The organism is Galbibacter sp. L-19 (genome assembly GCF_056857615.1).
Window position 1 is genome coordinate 359,603 of sequence record NZ_JBSXNL010000072.1, and the last position, 18,403, is coordinate 378,005.

The 18,403-nt window shown below is 34.3% G+C and carries 15 protein-coding genes; 14 read left to right on the forward strand and 1 reads right to left on the reverse strand.

Annotated features, from left to right (window positions below; genetic code table 11):
- Positions 1 to 187 precede the first annotated feature (187 nt).
- The 7 genes from topA (at position 188) to AC13CQ_RS17565 (ending at position 9,748) form a co-directional block, all read left to right on the forward strand.
- Positions 188 to 2,710 (forward strand): type I DNA topoisomerase, encoded by a 2,523-nt coding sequence (topA, locus tag AC13CQ_RS17535; RefSeq protein WP_335587778.1) that lies wholly within the window; start codon positions 188 to 190, stop codon positions 2,708 to 2,710.
- Between the two features lie 94 nt (positions 2,711 to 2,804).
- On the forward strand, positions 2,805 to 3,962 hold the full coding sequence (locus tag AC13CQ_RS17540) for a formimidoylglutamase (RefSeq protein WP_474506526.1): 1,158 nt from the start codon (positions 2,805 to 2,807) through the stop codon (positions 3,960 to 3,962).
- 147 nt (positions 3,963 to 4,109) lie between these two features.
- Positions 4,110 to 5,465, forward strand: a complete 1,356-nt coding sequence (porK, locus tag AC13CQ_RS17545) for a T9SS ring complex lipoprotein PorK/GldK (RefSeq protein ID WP_474506525.1) — start codon at positions 4,110 to 4,112, stop codon at positions 5,463 to 5,465.
- Between the two features lie 60 nt (positions 5,466 to 5,525).
- A complete protein-coding gene (porL, locus tag AC13CQ_RS17550) occupies positions 5,526 to 6,182 on the forward strand; it encodes a type IX secretion system motor protein PorL/GldL (RefSeq protein WP_335587775.1) in 657 nt (218 codons plus the stop codon).
- A gap of 45 nt (positions 6,183 to 6,227) precedes the next feature.
- On the forward strand, positions 6,228 to 7,829 hold the full coding sequence (gene porM, locus AC13CQ_RS17555) for a type IX secretion system motor protein PorM/GldM (RefSeq protein ID WP_008612045.1): 1,602 nt from the start codon (positions 6,228 to 6,230) through the stop codon (positions 7,827 to 7,829).
- 15 nt (positions 7,830 to 7,844) lie between these two features.
- On the forward strand, positions 7,845 to 8,735 hold the full coding sequence (gene porN, locus AC13CQ_RS17560; protein WP_482882975.1) for a type IX secretion system ring subunit PorN/GldN: 891 nt from the start codon (positions 7,845 to 7,847) through the stop codon (positions 8,733 to 8,735).
- 137 nt (positions 8,736 to 8,872) lie between these two features.
- Positions 8,873 to 9,748, forward strand: coding sequence for a pirin family protein (locus AC13CQ_RS17565; RefSeq protein ID WP_474506523.1), 876 nt, complete (start codon positions 8,873 to 8,875; stop codon positions 9,746 to 9,748).
- Between the two features lie 269 nt (positions 9,749 to 10,017).
- Here AC13CQ_RS17565 and AC13CQ_RS17570 read toward each other — a convergent pair whose 3' ends face one another.
- Positions 10,018 to 10,227 carry a hypothetical protein gene (locus AC13CQ_RS17570; RefSeq protein WP_335587773.1) on the reverse strand — a complete coding sequence of 70 codons (210 nt, stop codon included), beginning with the start codon at positions 10,225 to 10,227 and terminating at the stop codon, positions 10,018 to 10,020.
- A gap of 171 nt (positions 10,228 to 10,398) precedes the next feature.
- Between AC13CQ_RS17570 and AC13CQ_RS17575 the strand changes: the two genes are divergently transcribed.
- The 7 genes from AC13CQ_RS17575 to rodA all read left to right on the forward strand — a co-directional run bounded on the left by AC13CQ_RS17575 (position 10,399) and on the right by rodA (position 18,219).
- Positions 10,399 to 10,857 carry a GAF domain-containing protein gene (locus tag AC13CQ_RS17575; protein ID WP_474506522.1) on the forward strand — a complete coding sequence of 153 codons (459 nt, stop codon included), beginning with the start codon at positions 10,399 to 10,401 and terminating at the stop codon, positions 10,855 to 10,857.
- A gap of 110 nt (positions 10,858 to 10,967) precedes the next feature.
- Positions 10,968 to 12,500, forward strand: coding sequence for a bifunctional phosphoribosylaminoimidazolecarboxamide formyltransferase/IMP cyclohydrolase (purH, locus tag AC13CQ_RS17580; RefSeq protein WP_456868233.1), 1,533 nt, complete (start codon positions 10,968 to 10,970; stop codon positions 12,498 to 12,500).
- Positions 12,501 to 12,651: 151 nt separating this feature from the next.
- Positions 12,652 to 13,680: a rod shape-determining protein gene (locus AC13CQ_RS17585; protein ID WP_008612051.1), complete on the forward strand. Its 1,029-nt coding sequence runs from the start codon at positions 12,652 to 12,654 to the stop codon at positions 13,678 to 13,680.
- Positions 13,681 to 13,689: 9 nt separating this feature from the next.
- On the forward strand, positions 13,690 to 14,511 hold the full coding sequence (gene mreC, locus AC13CQ_RS17590) for a rod shape-determining protein MreC (protein ID WP_474506521.1): 822 nt from the start codon (positions 13,690 to 13,692) through the stop codon (positions 14,509 to 14,511).
- Positions 14,504 to 15,013, forward strand: a complete 510-nt coding sequence (gene mreD / locus AC13CQ_RS17595; RefSeq protein ID WP_008612053.1) for a rod shape-determining protein MreD — start codon at positions 14,504 to 14,506, stop codon at positions 15,011 to 15,013. The genes mreC and mreD overlap by 8 nt, the downstream gene beginning before the upstream one ends.
- Positions 15,010 to 16,938, forward strand: a complete 1,929-nt coding sequence (mrdA, locus tag AC13CQ_RS17600; RefSeq protein WP_008612054.1) for a penicillin-binding protein 2 — start codon at positions 15,010 to 15,012, stop codon at positions 16,936 to 16,938. Before mreD ends, mrdA begins: the two co-directional genes overlap by 4 nt.
- Entirely contained in the window at positions 16,939 to 18,219 is a 1,281-nt protein-coding gene (gene rodA / locus AC13CQ_RS17605; RefSeq protein ID WP_008612055.1) for a rod shape-determining protein RodA, read from the forward strand. It abuts the gene before it with no gap.
- Positions 18,220 to 18,403 lie beyond the last annotated feature (184 nt).

The following is an 18,403-nucleotide window of genomic DNA, read 5'->3' on the forward strand; positions in this document are numbered from 1 at the left end:
CTAAGTACTCGAAAATGCGAGTATTAGTATAATTAAACTCACTTCACTATCAAAATATAAAGAGAGAGCCTTTGCTGTTTAGCAAAGGCTTTTCTATGATTTTATGGGTATTTTAATTGCTTAAAAAAACGGAAAGTATTGGAAGTTAAAAAATCTGTATACTTTTGTAATCTTAAAAAATGGCTTTATGGCAAAGAATTTGGTTATTGTTGAGTCCCCTGCGAAAGCGAAAACTATCGAGAAATTTTTAGGAAAAGATTATACGGTAGCTTCTAGCTTTGGGCATATAGCAGACCTTCCTTCGAGAGAATTGGGGGTGGATGTAGAAAAGGATTTTAAACCTAAATACATCGTTTCTTCTGATAAAAAATCGGTTGTTAAGAAATTAAAAGACCTTGCAAAAACCGCTGAAATGGTTTGGTTAGCAAGTGATGAAGACCGAGAAGGGGAAGCTATTGCATGGCACTTAGCAGAAGAGTTGAAGCTTGATGCAAGTAAGACTAAGCGTATTGTTTTTAATTCAATTACCAAAAGTGCTATTCAAAAAGCTATTGAGAATCCGCGTACCATAGATTATAATTTGGTAAATGCACAACAGGCAAGAAGGGTTTTAGATAGATTGGTGGGGTATGAGCTTTCTCCTGTGTTATGGAAAAAGATTAAAACTGGACTTTCCGCAGGGAGAGTGCAATCTGTTTCTGTACGTTTAATTGTAGAAAGAGAACGAGAAATTAAAGAGTTTACTCCTGAAGCTTCTTTTAAAATTGTTGCTGAATTTAAAAATGAAGAAGGGAAAACTTTTAAAGCTAAAATTAATAAGAGTTTTAAATCGAAAGAAGAAGCAAAAGCTTTTCTTGATACCAATGTAGGTGCTAATTTCAAAATAGCCGATTTAGATACGAAGCCAGCTAAAAAAACACCTGCAGCACCTTTTACAACTTCAACTTTACAACAGGAAGCTTCTCGTAAGTTGTATTTCTCGGTTGGAAAAACCATGAATATGGCGCAACGTTTATATGAAGCTGGACTTATAACATATATGAGAACAGATAGTGTAAACTTGTCTAGTGAGGCTGTTGAAGCGGCAAAAGATGAGATTATAAAATCTTATGGTAAAGAATTTAGCAAGCCGAGAAATTATACAGGGAAATCTAAAGGAGCGCAAGAAGCTCACGAAGCTATCCGTCCTACAGATATGACACGTCATCGTGTTCAAATAGATAGAGATCAAGCACGTTTGTATGAATTGATTTGGAAAAGAACCTTGGCTTCTCAAATGAGTGATGCTCAATTAGAGCGAACAAATGTTAAGATTGAAGCAGATAAGCATTCCGAATTGTTTACAGCAAATGGAGAGGTATTAAAATTTGAAGGTTTTTTAAAGGTTTATTTAGAAGGAACCGATGATGAAGATGAAGAGCAAGCAGGAATGTTGCCAGCTTTAAAAGTTGGAGAGACTGTTTATGATAATTATATTACCGCAACAGAACGTTTTACGCGTCCGCCATACAGATATACAGAGGCCTCTTTGGTTAAAAAACTGGAAGAGCTAGGTATAGGTCGCCCGTCTACTTATGCGCCAACTATTTCAACTATTCAAAATAGAGGGTATGTGGAGCGTGGAACTATTGATGGAGTGGAGCGTGCATATGTCCAGTTTACTTTAGAGAATAATAAAATAAAAGAAGAGAGCCTAACAGAGAATGTGGGTTCTGATAAAGGTAAATTAGTACCTACAGATATTGGAATGATTGTAAATGACTTTTTGGTAAATCATTTTTCAGGAATTCTAGATTATAATTTTACGGCAAAAGTAGAGCAGAGTTTTGATGATATTGCTTCTGGAGAAGAAGATTGGACAAAGATGATTGAGAACTTCTATAAAGATTTTCATCCAAATGTAAAAGATGTAGAAGAAAATGCCGAGCGTGAAAGTGGAGAACGAGTTTTAGGGAAAGATCCGCAAACAGGAAGGCAGTTAAGCGTGCGTTTAGGTCGCTTTGGGCCGATGGCGCAAATAGGAACTGCGGAAGAGGAAGAGAAGCCTAAGTTTGCCAGTTTATTGCCAGACCAGTCTATAGATACTATTACTTTTGATGAAGCTTTAGATTTATTTAAGCTTCCACGTCAGTTAGGAACATTTGAAGGAGAAGAAGTTGAGGTTAATGTTGGGCGTTTTGGACCGTATGTTCGTTTTGGAAAAAGTTTTGTTTCCTTAGAAAAAGGGGAGGATGTTTTTGAGGTAGATATGGATCGTGCAAAAGAGCTCATTCTTCAGAAGAAAAAAGCAGATGCTCCAATAGCAAGTTATAAAGATATAGATGTTACTAAAGGAGTTGGGCGTTTTGGTCCTTTTATTAAATGGGACGGAATGTTTATCAATGTCAATAAAAAATACGATTTCGATAACCTTTCACAAGCCGATATTGAAGAGCTTATTGAAGACAAGCTTAAGAAAGAGCGAGAAAAAGTAATTCATAATTGGGAAGAAGAAGGAATCCGTGTGGAAAAAGCACGCTGGGGACGTTCTAATATCATAAAAGGGAAAACAAAAATAGAGCTTTCTAAAGATGTTGATGCTACAAAATTAACGCTTGAAGCGGTGAAAGATTTAATTGAAAAGAAGGCGCCTAAGAAAAAGGCAGCAGCTAAAAAGAAAGCGCCTGCCAAAAAGAAAGCAACAACTAAGAAAACAAATACTAAAAAGTAATTATGAAACATCCATGTCTAATTATAGGCAAACAGCTGAATGATTATTATTTGGATGTTCCGTATAACCATTTAAAGACAATAAAAATAAACATATGAATATTGAATTTTTAGCGCCTGTTAAAAGCGTAGTTTTGGCGCATAAAGAATTATTGCCCAAACAAGCTTTAGGAAAAACAATTCATATTCATACCGAAAAAGGTGGTTTTCCTGACTTGGAAAATATTCAGCTAGCAATAGTTGGAGTTAAAGACACCCGAAGCGAAACAGCCGATAATTATGCGGAACTCGATTTAAATGCTATAAGAATTGAGTTTTATAAACTCTTTTATGGAAATTGGCATGCTTCAATTGCCGACATAGGAGATATCGAACCTGGAGAAACCTTGAAAGATACGTATTATGCGCTTTCAGAGGTAACAACTTCGCTTCTTAAAAAAAATATCATTCCTATTGTAATTGGTGGGAGTCAGGATCTTACCTATGCCATGTATAGAGCGTATGATGCCATGGAGCAAATGGTAAACTTAACCTCTGTAGATAGTAAATTCGACTTTAGTGCTTCCGACGAATTAATAGCCTCCAATGCATATATGAGTAAGGTTATTATGGAGCAGCCTAATAATTTATTCAATTATTCTATTGTAGGATATCAAACTTATTTTAATGCGCAAGAAGAGATTGATTTAATGGAGAAACTCTTTTTTGATGCGTATAGATTAGGGGAAGTTATTAATGATGTTTCTAGTGTAGAACCAGTATTTAGAGATACCGATTTGGTGAGTTTGGATATAACCTCCATAAAAGCTTCAGAGCTTGGATGTGCCTCAGGAAGCTATCCTAATGGTTTTGATGGGAGAGAGATTTGTGCTATTGCTAGGTATGCAGGAATAAGTGATAAAGTAACTTCATTTGGGTTATTTAATACAAGAAAAACACTACAATGTGCACAATTATCTGCACAAATTTTGTGGTATTTTATAGAAGGTTTTAACTTCAGAAAAAAGGACTATCCTTTTATTACAAACACCAACTATAACAAGTATATAGTGCCTTTGGAGGAAATGGATATTTGTTTTTATGAGAGTAATATTTCTGGAAGGTGGTGGATAGAAGTACCACAAATAGAAAATTTGAATAATAAATACAAAAGACATGCGTTATTACCATGCACACACAATGAATATCTTGAAGCTAGTAATGGCGTAGTGCCAGAAAGATGGTGGAAAGCGTATAAAAAAATGTTAGTTTAGCGGGTGTAGAAATAACACGATATTTTAGGTTGACTGTGGTTTCTCGGCGTTTTACAACAAAAATAAAGAGTTTATTGTTTTTTTGAATTTTATTAAATAGGTTTACCATCTTAAATCTAAGAATGTAATTTAACCTCAATTATGTATATGAAAAAGCTATTTCTATTAGCATCTGTTACATTATTATTAACCAGCTGTGGTTCTAATGACAGAGGAGAATTAGTTGGCGTGAGTGGAAAAAAATGGCATCCCGAAAAGCCCTACGGAATGTCACTTGTTCCAGGAGGAGCCTTCATAATGGGAAGGTCTGAAGAAGACATGGCCGATGTTCTCAATGCTCCAACTAAGACCGTAACAGTGCGTTCATTTTATATGGACGAAACAGAGATAACAAACAGCGAGTATCGTCAGTTTGTAGAATGGGTAAAAGATTCCACTGTCCGTACTAAATTAGCAATTCTTGCTGATGATCTCGGAGAAATTCCTGGAAATGGAGGAATTGGGGAGTATGCATTTAAAGATGCAGACACTACAAATCTTTCAGAATATGAAAAGTATATGCTTTTTAATTATGCTGGAATGGGAGAAACAGGATACGAAGGGAGACGCTTAAATAAAGATGCAGATCTTATTTGGGATGTTTCTAAATACCCAGACGAATACTACACGGAAATAATGGATACCATGTATATTCCTGTTGAGGAGTCTTACAACGGACAAAGAACTATTGATGTAACTAAATTAAAATTTCAATACGACTGGATGGATATCCAAGCAGCTGCCAGAGCTAAAGGTGGTGGAAGTCGTAAAGATTTTATTAGACATGAAGAGGTGTTGGTATATCCAGATACTACAGTGTGGATTAAAGACTTTAGTTATTCTTATAATGAGCCAATGCATAACGACTATTTTTGGAGTGAGGCGTATAGCGACTATCCAGTAGTTGGAGTTTCTTGGAAACAAGCAAAAGCTTTTTGCGCATGGCGTACAAAATATAAAAATGATTTTCAGAAACAGAAAAATCAACAATTTGTAAATCAGTTTAGATTACCTACAGAAGCAGAATGGGAATATGCTGCCAGAGGCGGAATTGAATCTGGAACATATCCTTGGGGAGGTCCATACATCTTAAACGACAGAGGTTGCTTTATGGCAAACTTTAAACCGTTGCGAGGAGATTATGCAGCCGATCAAGCTTTGTATACTGTGGAAGCTAAGTCGTATGACCCTAACGATTATAATCTTTACAATATGGCAGGTAATGTTTCTGAATGGACAAATTCATCTTACGACCCCAATTCGTACGAGTACGTTTCTACAATGAACCCAAACACTTATGATGGCGAAAACAAGCGTAAAGTTATAAGAGGTGGTTCTTGGAAAGACGTAGCTTACTTTTTACAAGTAAGTACTAGAGATTATGAGTATCAAGATTCTGCAAGAAGTTATATTGGCTTCCGAACAGTTCAAGATTACATGGGTATTGAAGCTACTCAGAATTAAACTTTAAACCAAATTACTACTTATTTAATAACTTGACTTAACTTAAAAATTTTTATTACTATGGCACAAGCAAAATCATCAAAGAAACTATTTAACATGGCCTACGGGCTAGGGGCTTCGGTTGTAATTATTGGAGCATTATTTAAGATTTTACACTGGGAGTTTGGTCCCATTAATGGAGGGCTATTATTGGCCATTGGTCTAATTACAGAAGCTTTAATTTTTGCAATTTCTGCTTTTGAACCTGTAGACGACGATTTAGATTGGACATTAGTATATCCTGAATTAGCAGGAGGTGCTACTGTTTCTAGAAAAAAAGATGCATTAGAAGTTAAAGAAGCAGAAGGTCAGCTTTCTAAAAAACTTGACGAAATGCTAAAAGAAGCTAAAATTGATTCTTCTTTAATGGCTAGCTTAGGAGATAGCATCAGAAACTTTGAAGGTGCTGCAAAAAATATTTCTCCAACAGCAGAAGCATTAACTTCTACTAGAAAATATAGTGAAGAACTTTCTTTAGCTGCTGTACAAATGGAATCTTTAAATAGCCTTTATAAAGTGCAATTGGAAAGTGCTAATAAGCAAGCAACAATTCAAGAGGAAGTTGCTGCAAACGCTGGAAAATTAAAAGACCAAATGCAGTCGCTAACAAATAATTTGTCTTCTTTAAATGGGGTATATGGTGGAATGCTTTCTGCTATGAACAGACCAGCTAATTAATTCAGTTTTATTGAATAAATAATTAACATTAAAACTAATTAAGAAATGGCAGGAGGAAATTTATCACCACGTCAAAAGATGATTAACCTAATGTATTTGGTTTTCATTGCAATGTTGGCGTTGAATATGAGTAAAGAAGTATTGTCGGCTTTTGGGTTATTAAACGAAAAGCTTACAAACTTTAATGAAAAAGCTACAGAACGTAACTTGGCAGCGTTTAACGATTTGAAATTAAAATCTACAGAACAGCCAGAAAAATACGAAGCTCTTTTTAGAGATGTAGAAGAAATAAAAGAAACATCTATGAAGTTTAATAGTTATTTAGATAGCTTAAAAGGACAGATGGTTTCTAAAATTCCACAAGAAGATCTTCAAGATTATGAAGTAATGGATAAGTCGGATTACCTAGATCAGGCTTTCTTTCAAGGGGATCGTTATTCTGCGGAAGGACAAAAATTTGTAAATTATATTAACAACTTTAGAGAGAGCTCTATAGAAACGATTACTGAGATTCCAGATTCTTTAATGAAACCTGCTCAGAAATCGGCTTTGAAATCTTCTATCGAAACTCGTTTTACTACAGGAGATGAAAATGGAAAAGCGGAAAATAGAGATGGTAAAAAGATCGATTGGTTAAACTATCATTACGAAGGATTTCCTTTAGTAGCTTCTTTAACAAAGGTTACTTTATTACAGTCGGATATTAAAACTACTCAAGATGAGATTTTAAAAGCGATGCTGCAAGGACAAATGGCTTCCGATCTTTCAATGACCAATTATACTACGTTGTTAGAGCAGCCTAAATCTGCTTACTATCAAGGAGAAACTTTTGATGGAGCAATTGTTTTAGGGAGAAAAGATGGAAGTACTAAGCCTAACGAAGTAAATCTTAAGTTAGACGGAAGAGATCTTAAAGAAGGAGATGATTTCGTTATTGAAAACGGGCGAGTAAAACTTAAAGTAAGTGCTGGTTCAGCAGGAGATCATACTCTTGAAGGGAACTTAATCTTTAAACAAGATGGAGAGCCAATAGAAGTGCCAGTTTCTCAAAAATTTGCAACTATTACCAAGCCAAATGCGGCAGTAATTTCAGCAGATAAAATGAATGTGGTATACCGTGGAGTTTCTAATCCTATTACAATTTCTATTCCTGGTATTCCAGATAATAAAGTAAGTGCATCTGCTGCCGGACTTAAAAAAGTTTCTGGAAGCAAGTATGCAATGAATCCTGGAACAGGAAGAACTGTTGTGATTAAGGCAAGTGGAACACTTCCAGACGGTCAAGGAGTTTCTTCAACTTCAGAATTCAGAATTAAAGATATTCCACGTCCTTCAGGAACGGTAAGAGGTGAATATGGCGAAATTAAAATGCCAAGAAATAACCTTGAAATCTCTACTGTAGGAGCGATGTTAGAAGACTTTGACTTCGATTTAAACTTAGCTATTAGTGGCTTTAAATTTAAAGTACCTGGTCAGCCAACTGTTGAGGTTAGAGGAAACAAATTAGATAGCCGAGCTAAATCTGCACTTAAAAGAGCAGGTAGAGGAGAGGCAGTTCAGATTTTTGATATTGAGGCTTATATAACTAATAACAGATCTTACAAACTTAAAAAAGTATCGCCTGTTGTTGTTGAGCTAACAAATTAATAAATTATTGATGTTATGAATTGGAAAGGTATTGTATTAACTATAACAACTGTTCTTGTGTCTGCAAGTAGTTTTGCGCAAGCAAACCTATTAAATGCAGAGTTTCCAGAAGAAGTTGGTGTAAAAACGGTGGATCAGATAGAGGCCGATAACGATGAGCCTTTGCCATACGGTTATGTAGATGATAGAGATATTCTTTGGTCTAAAACTGTGTGGGAGCGAATCGATTTAGATGAGCGTATTAACTTCCCATATTATTATCCAATAGATACTGTAGATATAGGAAGCGAGCGTAGATCTTTATACGATGTCATCATTAAAAATATAAAAAATGGAAGTTTAAAGGATATTTATGTTGATTCGTATTTTACCGAAAAAAGAAAATTTGGAGATTTAGAAGCTACTTTGCAAAAAGTGGATACTACAGATCTTGGATATGAACAACTAAATGCTGGAGAGCAAGTTTCTTTAGAGTATATAAACCGAAGAGAGCTTACAGCTGCCGATATTCAAGAATGGCGTATTAAAGGAGTTTGGTACTTTGATAAGCGTCAAGGAGAATTAAAATATCGTTTGCTAGGGCTAGCGCCTGTTGCTCCAGATGTGAATTTTATTGACATTGAGCAATCAGATTTAGTAGAGTTATTCTGGGTTTGGTTTCCAAGTTCAAGAGATATTTTACACGAAGCAAAAGCCTTTAATAATAAAAATTCTTCAAGACCAATTTCTTTCGATCAATTGTTAAATGCCAGACGTTTTAACGCTGTTATATACAAAGAAGAAAATGTGCAAGGAGATAGATCTATTAAAGATTATATCCCAGATAATGCCATGTTTCAATTGTTAGAATCTCAACGTTTAGAAGAGAAAATAAGAGATAAGGAACAAGATATGTGGAGTTATTAAAATTAAATAGCTACCAATTCAATACAAAATAACATTTAAGAGTCGTCTAAAAATTAATTTTTTAGGCGACTTTTTTATTAGGGTATTATTTTAAAATAGTTTCTCTTGTATAGCTATCTTTATAAAAAAGAAAAAATATGTCAAACAAAGGTTTAATTATAGAAGAGCGTGCTCGAGATATTGGAGATTTTTTAGTGGGAAGATTACTTCCCTTCAGAAAAAAAAGAATGGTAGGTCCTTTTATATTTATAGACCATATGGGACCAACAACTATAAAACCTGGTAATTATATGGATATTGGTCAGCATCCACATATTGGAATTTCCACGCTTACGTATTTATTTGAAGGAGAAATTAGGCACCGAGATAGTGTTGGAAGTGATCAAGTAATTACCCCAGGATCTGTTAATTGGATGACAGCTGGAAAGGGCGCTGTGCATACCGAACGTACGCCAGAGCTTTTAAGAAATGGCGAAGCGTTTACAACTCATGGTTTTCAAATATGGGTAGCATTACCTGAAGAATTAGAAGCAATGGAACCCGAATTTCATCATATTGAAAAGAAGCAATTGCCGAAATGGGAAAAAGAAGGAGCTAATTATACATTAATTGCTGGGGAGGCTTTTGGAAAGAAATCGCCTGTTCCAGTTCATTCTCCTTTGTTTATGGTTGAAATAAAGACCACAGGTAAAACTAATTTAGAGGTTGTAGATCAAGTAAAAGGAGAGATTGGAATTTGTATTGTAAAAGGAAGTATTCAGGCTTGTGATGAAAAAATTGATGAAGGAAATATGATTGTTTCTAAAACGGAAGATGTTTGTAAAGTAGAAGTTGCCGAGCATACACATTTGCTCTTATTTGGAGGAGAAGCTTTTCCTGAAGAGAAACATATTTTTTGGAATTTTGTAGCTTCAGAAAAAGAGACCATAGAGAAGGCTAAGGAGCGATGGATTAATAGAGAGTTTCCAAAGGTGAGTAATGACGATTCTTATATTGAAATGCCTCGAGGGTAATTTAAAAAGAAGCTGTTTAAAAAGTGCCCAAAACTCAAAATGTCCTCCTGAGCTTGTCGAGATGTCCTCCTGAGCTTGTCGAAATGTCCTCCTGAGCTTGTCGAAGGATGACATTTTGAGTTGAGATGTTCGAAACTTCGACAAGCTCAGTTCGACAAGCTCCTTTTGACAACGTCAATTACTTTTTAAACAGCCTCTTTTGGCTTAGCAAAAAAAACTACTAATATGTAAGCTAATTGTTTTTTACTAAGGTGCTATTTTGATTGAAATTAGTCTCCTATCTTATCAATAGTTTCATCTACTTCTTCGTCAACTTTATCGTCTACCTTTTCGCCAACGCGCTCAAGAACACCTTGGTCTTCTTCTGCGGCAGGTTCTTCTTTTATAATAACTTCTTTTTCCTTTGTTGTTTCTTTACACGATACAAAAGCACCTCCTGCTATCAATAACATAGATGCACTTAATATTATTTTTTTCATTTTCTTTATTTTTAAGTTTATTCCTAAGGTAAGAAATAATTTCTAAAGTAAAAATTTTCTTGTTAAATAAGGAGGGAGTCTTCGTTTTTATTGTGAAATGATATTCTTCTTTTCAGAATACAAACTTTATAAACATTAAACTTTATTATACCTTTGTCAAAATTTTTTAAGATGACATTTGAAGATTTAAAATCTGAAGTAAAAAATATAATCAAGAGGGGAGATGCTTCAGTTGATGATAGATTAACAGGTATTTGCGAGCTTCTGCAAGAGAATGTTCCGTATTATGATTGGGTTGGTTTTTATTTCAGAAATGGAAATAAAGAAGAATTAAAGTTACGCTCGTTTGCTGGAGAGCCAACAGATCATACTATTATCCCTTTTGGGAAAGGAATTTGCGGCCAAGTGGCTGTTTCTAATAGTAATTTTGTAGTACCCGATGTAAAAGCGCAAAACAATTATATTGCATGTAGCATTTTTGTAAAAGCTGAAATTGTAATTCCACTTTTTGTAAACGGGGAAAATATTGGGCAAATAGATATTGATTCGCATACTGCAGATCCATTTTCTATAGACGATGAAGAATTTTTAGAATTTGTAAATAGCCAAGTAGCTTCAATTCTAAAATAAAGCATATAATAATCTAAAAACAGCTTTAATGCTGTTTTTTTCTTTTATACAGCACAACTATTTAATGCAAATAAATTACTTTTGCACAATCCAAAAACAACACAATAACAATGAATAATTTGAAGCAAGCCAAATCGGCTTTAATTTCTGTTTTCAGTAAAGACGGATTAGAACCAATTGTAAAGAAATTAGATGAGCAAGGAGTAACAATTTACTCTACTGGAGGAACCGAGAAATTTATAAAAGATCTGGGTATAAATGTGATCCCTGTGGAAGATGTTACTAGCTATCCTTCAATTTTAGGAGGGCGTGTTAAAACATTGCATCCAAAAGTTTTTGGTGGAATTTTAAACAGACAAGATCATGATGGAGATGTTGCAGAATTAGCGCAATATGAAATTCCACAGCTTGACATTGTTATTGTAGATTTATATCCGTTTGAAAAAACGGTAGCTAGTGGAGCAAGCGAGCAAGATATTATTGAAAAAATTGATATAGGAGGAATTTCTTTAATTAGAGCTGCTGCTAAAAATTTCAAAGATGTTATTTGCGTTTCTTCTATGGAAGATTATGCAGAATTTTTGGATATTATAACAACGCAAAATGGACAAACTTCTATTGAGAATAGAAAACGTTTTGCAGCTAAAGCTTTTAATGTTTCTTCACATTATGATAGCGCAATCTTTAATTACTTCAATCAGACAGAAGAAATAGAAGCTTATAAAGTAAGCGAATCTAATGGGCAAACGTTGCGTTATGGAGAGAATCCACATCAAAAAGGATATTTCTACGGAAATATGGACGAGATGTTTGATAAACTTCATGGAAAAGAACTTTCTTATAATAATTTACTAGATGTGGATGCTGCTGTAAATTTAATGGGAGAGTTTAAAAATGATGATCCAACATTTGCTATTTTAAAACACAATAATGCGTGTGGGGTTGCAACTAGAGCAACTATAAAGGAGGCGTATGTAGATGCGTTGGCTGGAGATCCTGTTTCTGCTTTTGGAGGTATTTTAATTTCAAATACAGAAATTGATGCAGAAACTGCTGAGGAGATTCATTCTTTATTTTGTGAAGTAGTAATTGCGCCTTCATATTCTGCGCAGGCTTTAGAGGTTTTAAAGGGGAAAAAGAATAGAATCCTTTTAGTTCAAAAAGATATAGAACTTCCTAAAACAACTGTTCGTTCTTGTCTGAATGGAGTTTTGGTTCAGGAAAAAGACCTTAAAACAGATGTTTTAGAAGATATTACTTATGAGACTAACAATAAACCTACCGAAAGTGAGTTAAAGGATTTATTGTTTGCTTCTAAAATTTGTAAGCATACAAAATCTAATACAATTGTTTTTGCTAAGAACTTACAACTTTGTGCAAGTGGTACAGGACAAACAAGTAGAGTGGATGCTTTAAGGCAGGCTATTGAGAAAGCAAAATCTTTTAGTTTCGACCTTAATGGAGCTGCAATGGCTAGTGATGCTTTCTTCCCATTTCCAGATTGTGTAGAAATTGCAGATAAGGCAGGAATTACAAGTGTAATTCAGCCAGGAGGTTCCATAAAAGATCAATTAAGTATTGATTATTGTAATGAAAATAATGTTGCAATGGTGTTTACAGGAACACGTCATTTTAAACATTAATTCATTACATTTGAAAGAATTAAAACAGAAATAACCTCGCAAAGTAATTTGCGAGGTTATGAATAAAATAAACAAATAAATACCGAAATAAATATTCGGTATATTTTAGTCGCACTTTGCGGAAATAACCAGATTAATATCAGAAGAATTCATGGGATTTTTTGACTTCTTGACCGAAGAAATTGCTATAGATTTAGGAACAGCAAATACGCTAATTATTCATAACGACAAAGTGGTTGTGGATAGTCCTTCTATTGTGGCCAGAGACAGAATGACTGGAAAAATTATTGCAGTTGGTAAGGAAGCCAGTATGATGCAAGGAAAAACCCATGAAAATATAAAAACAATAAGGCCTTTAAAAGATGGTGTAATTGCCGATTTTGATGCTTCCGAAAAAATGATCAATATGTTCATTAAAGGAATTCCAGCATTAAAAAAACGTTTTTTTCAGCCTACATTGAAAATGGTTATTTGTATTCCATCAGGAATAACAGAAGTAGAAATGCGTGCTGTAAAAGAATCTGCTGAGCGTGTTAATGGAAAAGAGGTATATTTAATTCATGAGCCAATGGCTGCTGCTATTGGAATTGGATTGGATATTATGCAGCCTAAAGGAAATATGATTGTTGATATAGGTGGAGGAACTACCGAAATTGCAGTAATTGCTTTAGGAGGGATTGTTTGTGATAAATCTGTAAAAATTGCTGGAGATGTATTTACAAACGATATTATTTATTATATGCGGACTCAGCATAACTTATATGTTGGAGAAACTACTGCAGAAAATATAAAAATAGCTATTGGAGCTGCTACCGAAGATCTTGAAATTCCGCCAGAAGAAATGAGTGTTCAAGGGCGTGACCTTTTAACAGGGAAACCTAAACAAGTACAAATTTCATATAGAGAGATTGCTAAAGCTCTGGATAAATCGATTTTAAGAATTGAAGATGCGGTAATGGAAACCCTATCTCAAACGCCACCAGAATTAGCTGCCGATATTTACAATACAGGAATTTATCTTGCAGGAGGAGGTTCTATGCTTAGAGGTCTTGATAAGCGTATTTCGCAAAAAACAGATCTTCCTGTTTATATTGCCGAAGATCCATTAAGAGCGGTAGTAAGGGGTACGGGGATAGCTTTAAAAAATCTAGAGAAGTATAAACCAATCTTAATAAAATAGAATTAGTGAATGCAACAAATTGTCAATTTTTTAATAAGGAATAAGACCTTTATTACCTTTCTATTGCTTTTTGGCTTGTCGCTATTTTTTACTTTTCAGTCACATTCATATCAAAAAACTAAGTTTGTAAACTCGGCAAATTGGGTATCTGGAAAAGTATATAGTAATTCTAATAATATCTCAGATTACTTTCATTTAAAAGAGTACAACAAGCAATTAGTAGAAGAAAACTTGCGCTTGCGTAAGCGGCTTTTAAATATTGAAGATAATGCAATAGATTCTACATTTTCTTCTGATTCTTTATTTACAAATTATAATTTGTACAATGCTTCAATTATAAAAAATAGCTTTAATAAAAGGCGTAATTATTTGCTTATAAATAAAGGGAGAAATGATAGTGTAAAGCAAGATATGGGGGTAATTACTTCCAAAGGAATTGTTGGGATTATAGAGAACAATTCTAGCAATTATGCAAATGTACAATCGGTATTAAATTCGCTTTCAGAAATAAATGCATCTATAAAGAATACTAATAATTTTGGATCTTTAAAATGGAATGGAGAAGACTTTAAAACTGTTCAGTTAGTCGATATTTTACGGTCTGCTGCCATTAAAAAAGGAGATACCGTAATAACTGGCGGAATGTCAAGTATTTTCCCCAAAGGAATACCCATTGGAACCATAGAAAACTTTGATTTGGATGTTTCTCAAAATTATTATTTAATAGATGTAAAATTGTTTAACGATATGACCACGTTAGACCATGTTTATGTTATTGAAAACCTGAACAGGGATGAGATTTTAACCCTTGAAGCTTCTATCGATGAATAATACAGCTTTTGTAACCATACTTCGATTTGTGGCGCTTGTAATTTTACAGGTGGTTATTTTTAGTAATATTAACTTTTTAGGTTATTTAAATCCGTATATCTATCTACTTTTTATCATTCTATTTCCTTTTGATAAAGACAATAGGATTTTATTTATTTTTTCAGCTTTTCTTTTAGGGTTAGCAATAGATATGTTTAGTGATAGTGGTGGCGTGCATGCAGCTGCATGTGTTTTTGTAGCCTATTTTAGACCGTTAATGATGCGGTCTGTTTTTGGGGTAAGTTATGATTATCATAATATAAAGATTGAAAAAACATATTTTGGTCAGCGTATTAATTATCTCATTATCTTAATTTTAACACACCATTTTGTACTTTTCAGTTTAGAGATATTTAGTTTTGCACATATATTGCTGATTCTAAAAAAAACCTTATTTTCTGCAATATTCACCTTAATTATGTGTTTAATCTTTATCTCACTCTTTAGTAGAAAAAGTACATGAGAAAACTTCTTTTAGCATCTATTATTATTATCATCGCTATTGTTTATATAGGGAGGCTTTCTTATTTGCAATTGTTAGATAATACCAATAAAAATCCATTAAATGATACTGCAATTAATGCAGTTTATGATTACCCAGAAAGAGGGCATATTTATGATAGAAATGGGGAGTTATTGGTGGCTAATCAACCTTCTTATGATGTAATGGTTATTCCAAGAGAAGTGAAGCCGCTTGATACTCTAGAGTTTTGCGCTTTGCTTAATATTACCAAAGAAGAGTTTGAAAAAAAATATAAGAAAGCAAGAATTTATTCTCCTAGACTTCCTTCAGTATTTGTACCGCAGCTTTCTAAAAAGGAGTATGCTATTTTGCAAGAAAAAATGCGTAAATATGAAGGTTTTTATATTCAGAAACGATCTTTAAGACACTATATGACACATGTAGGGGCTAATGTTTTAGGGTATATAAGCGAAGTGAATAACCGTGATTTAAAAAAATATTCTTATTACCAATCTGGGGAGTTAATAGGTAGGCAAGGTGTGGAAGAAGAGTATGAAAATGTTTTGCGAGGAAGAAAAGGGGTGAAGTTTATTCAGAAAGATCGTTTTAATAGAGTTATTGGTCCTTATAAAGATGGTGTTTTTGATACGCTCCCTGTTCCTGGAAAGGATATCGTTTTGACGTTGGATAATGAGCTTCAGAAATATGGAGAAAAATTAATGATTCATAAGCGTGGAGGGATAGTGGCTTTGGATCCTAAAACGGGAGAAATATTGGCTTTGGTTTCTGCGCCTAGTTATGATCCAGACTTGTTAGTAGGGAGGAAGAGGTCAAAAAATTATACAGAGCTGTATTACGACTCCATTGCGAAACCCTTGTACGACCGAGGTTTGAATGCTATGTATCCGCCTGGTTCTCCATTTAAAACAGTGAATGCTTTAATTGGCTTGCAAGAAGGAGTTATAGATGAGAGTACAACTTTTACCTGTTACCATGGGTATCGCTACGGAAGAAATTCGTTTATGGGCTGCCACTGCCCATCTGGAACACGAAACAACTTAAGAAGAGGAATTGAAGCATCTTGTAATGCTTATTTTGCAAATACATACAGGCGAATTATTGAGAAGTATCCTACTTCTGCAGAAGGGATGAATGCTTGGGAGAAGCATGTAGAAAGTTTTGGATTAGGAAATTATCTAGGATATGATCTTCCAACGGGTCAATCTGGTAAAATTCCAGATGCAGATTATTATAACAGCGTATATGGAGAAAGACGATGGTTTGCAACAAATACATTGTCTAACGCTATTGGACAAGGGGAGGTTTTGTCTACCCCAATTCAGTTAGCAAATTTAACGGCTACTATTGCAAATAGAGGGTATTATTATACGCCACATATTATCAAAGAAATAGAAAATGATACCATACCAAATAAATTTTTAGAAAAACATCAAACCACAATTGATACTAAAAATTTTGAGCCTGTAGTGCAGGGGATGTATGATGTTTATAATAAGGGAACAGCAAGCTTGCTTAGAATTCCAGGGATTAATATTGCTGGAAAAACAGGGACTGCGGAGAATTTTACAAAAATAGAAGGAGAAAGAGTACAGCTCACAGACCATTCTATATTTGTAGCTTTTGCACCAGTAGAAGATCCTAAAATAGCTATAGCTGTTTTTGTTGAAAATGGATATTGGGGGAGTAGATGGGCTGGTAGAATTGCTAGTTTAATGATAGAAAAATATGTAAAAGGCGAAATTACCAGAACAGATATGGAGAATTATCTTTTAAAAGGTAGTTTGGAAGAAGAATATGCTAAGCCACTAAGTGGAGAATCGTTTAGGATAAACGATGGAAAAACATTTGTTAAATGGCCAGAAAAAGAAGTTATAAAGCAACCTACTAAAAAACCTTTGCCTTAAATGAGTGATTTTTTAAAAAAAGTAGACTGGTTTAGTATTCTGCTGTATGCATTATTGGTTTTTATTGGTTGGTTAAATATTTATTCCGCTTCTTTTACTGGGGAGTTAGGGAGTGTTTTAAATGCTGAAACTTATTACGGGAAGCAATTAGTGTTTATAATTGTAAGCTGCGTCCTCATTGTCCTTATTTTATCTGTAGAAGCTAAATTTTACGAACGGTTTTCTAGTATTATTTATTTGGTTTCGTTGCTATCTTTATTAGGGCTCTATGTTTTTGGGAAAAATGTAAATGGAGCAACTTCTTGGTATGCAATTGGAGGGATGACGCTTCAGCCGTCTGAGTTTGCTAAAGCTGCAACAGCTTTGGCATTGGCTAAATTTTTAAGTGATATACAAACCGATATTCAGAACCCTAAAGACTTATTTAGAGCTTTTATTATTATAAGTTTACCAGCATTACTTATCATTCCGCAGCCAGATCCTGGAAGTGCATTAGTCTATGCTGCTTTCTTTTTTGTATTGTATCGAGAAGGGTTACATCCAATGTATCTTTTAGTGGGATTGTTTGTTGTTGTTTTATTTGTGTCCACGCTACTTTATGGTACTATCTGGGTGTTTTTGGGTTGTGCATTGTTGTTAGGGTTGGTTTATTATTTCTCTAAAAAGAAAAAGAAAAAAGTATCTATTCCTCAGCTAACAATTATTTTAATTATAGCTACTGCTTTTTCGTATTCTGTTAATTTTATATACAATAGTGTTTTTGAGCAACGACACAGAGACCGTTTTAGTTTGTGGTTACGACTAGAAGACGATCCTCTGAAACTTAATCAGATTAGAAAAACTATTGGGTATAATACGTACCAATCGGAATCTGCTATTGGTTCTGGAGGTTTTATGGGGAAAGGATTTTTAGAAGGAACAAGAACCAAAGGAAACTTTGTCCCAGAACAACATACCGATTATATTTTTAGTACAGTTGGAGAAGAGTGGGGTTTTGTAGGAACATCTGCAGTTATTCTATTATTTTCGATGCTTATTCTAAGGTTGTTGTTTTTGGCAGAACGCCAAAAATCTGCTTTCAGCAGAATATATGGTTATTCTGTAGCATCTATCATCTTTTTTCACTTTGCAATTAATGTAGGAATGGTAATTGGTTTGTTGCCTACTGTAGGAATTCCATTGCCGTTTTTTAGCTATGGAGGGTCAGGTCTGCTAGGATTTACCGTGCTTTTATTTATCTTTTTGAAACTAGACGCTAATAGAATTAACGAGTGGATGTAGGTTAATTTTGCATGAACACAACAATTGGGAATGATCCAAAATAAGGGATCAAGTCAAAAAGTTGTGTGTAAATAGAAGTAAAATTCGATCTTTGTAAAAAAAAGACTTGCATTGGAATTATCATTAGACCTATTACGTTTTATCCTCCCTGAATTATTAGTCAGTCACTTTACCATAGCTTCCC

What these genes read in the sequence shown, in the direction of transcription:
- topA (WP_335587778.1), top strand. Translation starts at nt 188, where the DNA reads ATGGCAAAGAATTTGGTTATTGTTGAGTCCCCTGCGAAAGCGAAAACT.
- AC13CQ_RS17540 (WP_474506526.1), top strand. Translation starts at nt 2,805, where the DNA reads ATGAATATTGAATTTTTAGCGCCTGTTAAAAGCGTAGTTTTGGCGCAT.
- porK (WP_474506525.1), top strand. Translation starts at nt 4,110, where the DNA reads ATGAAAAAGCTATTTCTATTAGCATCTGTTACATTATTATTAACCAGC.
- porL (WP_335587775.1), top strand. Translation starts at nt 5,526, where the DNA reads ATGGCACAAGCAAAATCATCAAAGAAACTATTTAACATGGCCTACGGG.
- porM (WP_008612045.1), top strand. Translation starts at nt 6,228, where the DNA reads ATGGCAGGAGGAAATTTATCACCACGTCAAAAGATGATTAACCTAATG.
- porN (WP_482882975.1), top strand. Translation starts at nt 7,845, where the DNA reads ATGAATTGGAAAGGTATTGTATTAACTATAACAACTGTTCTTGTGTCT.
- AC13CQ_RS17565 (WP_474506523.1), top strand. Translation starts at nt 8,873, where the DNA reads ATGTCAAACAAAGGTTTAATTATAGAAGAGCGTGCTCGAGATATTGGA.
- AC13CQ_RS17570 (WP_335587773.1), bottom strand. Translation starts at nt 10,227, where the DNA reads ATGAAAAAAATAATATTAAGTGCATCTATGTTATTGATAGCAGGAGGT.
- AC13CQ_RS17575 (WP_474506522.1), top strand. Translation starts at nt 10,399, where the DNA reads ATGACATTTGAAGATTTAAAATCTGAAGTAAAAAATATAATCAAGAGG.
- purH (WP_456868233.1), top strand. Translation starts at nt 10,968, where the DNA reads ATGAATAATTTGAAGCAAGCCAAATCGGCTTTAATTTCTGTTTTCAGT.
- AC13CQ_RS17585 (WP_008612051.1), top strand. Translation starts at nt 12,652, where the DNA reads ATGGGATTTTTTGACTTCTTGACCGAAGAAATTGCTATAGATTTAGGA.
- mreC (WP_474506521.1), top strand. Translation starts at nt 13,690, where the DNA reads ATGCAACAAATTGTCAATTTTTTAATAAGGAATAAGACCTTTATTACC.
- mreD (WP_008612053.1), top strand. Translation starts at nt 14,504, where the DNA reads ATGAATAATACAGCTTTTGTAACCATACTTCGATTTGTGGCGCTTGTA.
- mrdA (WP_008612054.1), top strand. Translation starts at nt 15,010, where the DNA reads ATGAGAAAACTTCTTTTAGCATCTATTATTATTATCATCGCTATTGTT.
- rodA (WP_008612055.1), top strand. Translation starts at nt 16,939, where the DNA reads ATGAGTGATTTTTTAAAAAAAGTAGACTGGTTTAGTATTCTGCTGTAT.